The 3962-nt window shown below is 75.8% G+C and carries 1 protein-coding gene; it reads left to right on the plus strand.

From position 1 onward, the window contains the following. Positions 1 to 123: 123 nt before the first annotated feature. On the plus strand, positions 124 to 3962 hold a 3839-nt coding region (locus tag ACFQ3T_RS34965; RefSeq protein WP_380730152.1), incomplete at its 3' end, for a DEAD/DEAH box helicase.

The raw sequence follows: 3962 nt of genomic DNA on the forward strand, positions 1-3962 counted from the left end.
GGCGATCGAAAAGCGTGATCGCCGGGAAATCAGGCGCGAACGACCGACGCGACCTCGCGTGGTGGCCTGGTTCTGCCGGCGGCGCAATCCGACACTGTCGGACCGCTGAGTCAGTATGGGGGGGTGGATGTGTTGGACGCCTTCTCGCCCCCCACCCGGCAGTGGTTCGCCGGGGCCTTCGCCGCGCCCACGGCGGCGCAGGCGGGCGCGTGGGAGGCGGCGGCCGCCGGGGAGAACGCGCTGGTCATCGCGCCGACCGGGTCCGGCAAGACGTTGGCGGCGTTCCTGTGGGCGCTGGACCGGCTGGCGTCCACGCCCAAGCCCGCCGAGCCGAAGCGGCGGTGCCGGGTGTTGTACGTCTCGCCGCTGAAGGCGCTGGCGGTGGACGTGGAGCGGAACCTGCGGGCGCCGTTGGCGGGCATCCGGCAGGCCGCGCACCGGCTGTCGCTGCCCGAGCCGGACATCACGGTGGGCATGCGCACCGGCGACACCCCGGCCGACGCGCGCCGGGCGTTCGCCAGGACCCCGCCGGACGTGCTGGTCACGACGCCGGAGTCGCTGTTCCTGGTGCTGACGTCGGCGGCGCGGGAGTCGTTGCGCGGGGTCGAGACGGTGATCGTGGACGAGGTGCACGCGGTGGCGGGAGCCAAGCGCGGCGCGCACCTGGCGCTGTCCCTCGAACGGCTGGACGCGCTGCTGGAACGGCCCGCGCAGCGGATCGGGCTGTCCGCGACGGTCCGGCCGGTCGAGGAGGTGAGCGCGTTCCTCGCGGGCGGGCGGCCGGTGCGGGTCGTGCAGCCGAAGACGGCCAAGACGATCGAGGTGCGGGTCGAGGTCCCGGTCGAGGACATGTCGGTGCTCGGCGAGCCGACCGGCGAGGTGTCGGGCTCGGCGGCGGGGGCGGAGCAGCGGGCGTCGATCTGGCCGTCGGTGGAGCAGCGCATCCTGGAGCTGGTCCGGCAGCACCGGTCCACGATCGTGTTCGCCAACTCGCGGCGGCTGGCGGAACGGCTCACCGCGCGGCTCAACGAGCTCGTGGAGGAGGCCGCCGAGCTGGAGCGGTTCCCGGCCGAGGCGCCCGCGCAGTCCGGGGTCACCACCCAGCGCGCCGCCACGATCGCCCGCGCGCACCACGGCTCGATGTCGCGCGAGCAGCGGGTCGTGGTCGAGGAGGAGCTGAAGTCGGGGCGGCTGCCGTGCGTGGTGGCGACGTCGTCGCTGGAGCTGGGCATCGACATGGGCGCGGTCGACCTGGTGGTGCAGGTGGAGGCCCCGCCGACGGTGGCGTCCGGGTTGCAGCGGGTCGGCCGCGCGGGGCACCAGGTGGGCGCGGTGTCGCGCGGGGTGATGTTCCCGAAGTTCCGGGGCGACCTGGTGTCGTGCGCGGTGGTGGCGGAGCGGATGCGGGACGGCGCGATCGAGGCCGTGCGGTACCCGCGCAACCCGCTGGACGTGCTGGCGCAGCACGTCGTGGCCATGGTGGCGATGGACACGTGGACGGTGGAGGCGCTGGCCGGGCTGGTGCGGCGGGCCGCGCCGTTCGCCGCGCTGCCGGAGTCGGCGTTGCAGGCGGTGCTCGACATGCTCGCGGGCCGGTACCCGAGCGAGGAGTTCGGCGAGCTGCGGCCCCGGATCACGTGGGACCGGATCAGCGGTGAGCTGCGCGGCCGGCCGGGGTCGCAGCGGCTGGCGGTGACGTCCGGCGGCACGATCCCGGACCGCGGGCTGTTCGCGGTGATGACGCCGCCGTCCGAGCGCGGCCCCGGCTCGCGGGTCGGTGAGCTGGACGAGGAGATGGTCTACGAGTCGCGGGTGGGCGACACGTTCCTGCTGGGCACGTCGTCGTGGCGGGTCGAGGACATCACCCACGACCGGGTGATCGTGGTGCCCGCGCCGGGCCAGGCGGCGCGGATGCCGTTCTGGAAGGGCGACGCGCCGGGACGTCCGCTGGAGCTGGGCCGGGCGCTGGGGAAGTTCCTGCGCGAGGTGTCCACGATCGACGCGGAGGAGGCGTCCGGGCGGACGGCGGCGGCCGGGCTGGACGCGTGGGCGACGTCGAACCTGCTGGCGTACCTGGGCGAGCAGCGCGAGGCGACCCGGCACGTGCCGAACGACCGGGTCGTGCTGGTGGAGCGGTTCCGCGACGAGCTGGGCGACTGGCGGCTGGTGGTGCACTCGCCGTTCGGGGCGCAGGTCAACGCGCCGTGGGCGCTGGCGATCGCGGCCCGGCTGCGGGAGCGGCGCGGCATCGAGGTGCAGGCGGCGCACTCCGACGACGGGATCGTGATCCGCCTGCCGGACGCGGTCGACCTGGACGGCGCGCAGGTCGTGGCGGGCGCGGACGACGTGCTGCTGGACCCGGAGGAGGTCGAGCAGGTCGTCGTCGCCGAGGTGGGCGGGTCGGCGCTGTTCGCGGCCCGGTTCCGGGAGTGCGCGGCGCGGTCGCTGCTGCTGCCCCGGCGTGACCCGCGCAAGCGGACGCCGCTGTGGCAGCAGCGGCAGCGGGCGGCGCAGCTGCTGTCGGTGGCGGCGAAGTACGAGAGCTTCCCGGTCGTGCTGGAGGCGATGCGCGAGGTCCTGCAGGACGTGTACGACGTGCCGGGCCTGCGGGAGCTGATGACCGACATCCGGGCGCGGCGGGTGCGGGTGGTGGAGGTGGAGACGCCGTCGCCGTCGCCGTTCGCGCGGAGCCTGCTGTTCGGGTACGTCGGCATGTTCCTGTACGAGGTGGACGCGCCGCTGGCCGAGCGGCGGGCGGCGGCGTTGTCGCTGGACTCGGCGCTGCTGGCGGAGCTGCTGGGTTCCGAGGCGATCCGGGAGCTGCTGGACCCGGAGGTGGTCGCGGAGGTCGAGCGCACCCTGCAACGCCTCGTGCCGGACCGGCACGCGCGGGACGCGGAGGGCGCGGCGGACCTGCTGCGGTTCCTCGGCGACCTGTCCGAGGCGGAGGCGCTGGACCGCGGCGTGCGGCCGGAGTGGCTGGCGGACCTGGTCGCGCAGCGGCGGGCGTTGCGGGTGCGCATCGCGGGCGAGGAACGCGTGATCGCGATCGAGGACGCGGGCCGGGTGCGCGACGCGTTGGGCGTGGCGCTGCCGGTGGGCGTGCCGGAGGTGTTCACCGAGCCCGTGGCCGACCCGGTGGGCGACCTGCTGTCCCGGTACGCGCGGACGCACGGCCCGTTCCCGGCGGTGGAGGCGGCGGAGCGGTTCGGGCTGGGCGTCGCCGTGGTGACCGGGGTGCTGGAGCGGATGGCCGCCGCCGGGCGGCTGGTGCGCGGCGAGCTGCGGCCCGGCGGGACGCACACCGAGTACTGCGACGCCGAGGTGCTGCGACGGTTGCGGCGGGCGTCGCTGGCGCGGCTGCGGGCCGAGGTGGAGCCGGTGGAGCCCGCCGCGCTGGGCCGGTTCCTGCCGGGCTGGCACGGCGTGGGGCGGCGGCTGCGGTCGGCGCCGACCGTCGACGACGTGTACTCGGTGGTGGAGCCGCTGGCGGGCGCGCCGCTGCCGGCGAGCGCGGTCGAGTCGCTGGTGCTGCCGGCGCGGCTGCCCGGCTACACCCCGGCGCTGCTGGACGAGCTGACCGCGTCCGGCGAGGTGACCTGGACCGGGTGCGGCTCGCTGGCCGGCGGTGACGGCTGGATCGCGCTGGCGCCGACGGACGTGGCGGACCTGCTGCTGCCGGACCTGGTGCCGGAGGCGATGCCGGACTCGTCGCTGCACACGGCCGTGGTGGAGGCGCTGGGCGGCGGGGCGTTGTTCTTCCGGCAGGTGGTCGACCGGGTGTCGTTGCAGGGCCCGACGACGGACACCGAGGTCGTGGGCGCGCTGTGGGACCTGGTCTGGGCGGGTGTCGTCACGAACGACACGCTGTCGCCGCTGCGGGCGCTGGTCGCGGGCGGCGGCACGGCGCACAAGCCGAGGCGGGCCGCGCCACGCGGGCGGTACGCGCGGATGCGGGCGGG

The sequence above is a fragment of the Saccharothrix hoggarensis genome (assembly GCF_042678885.1).
Classification (GTDB): domain Bacteria; phylum Actinomycetota; class Actinomycetes; order Mycobacteriales; family Pseudonocardiaceae; genus Actinosynnema; species Actinosynnema hoggarensis.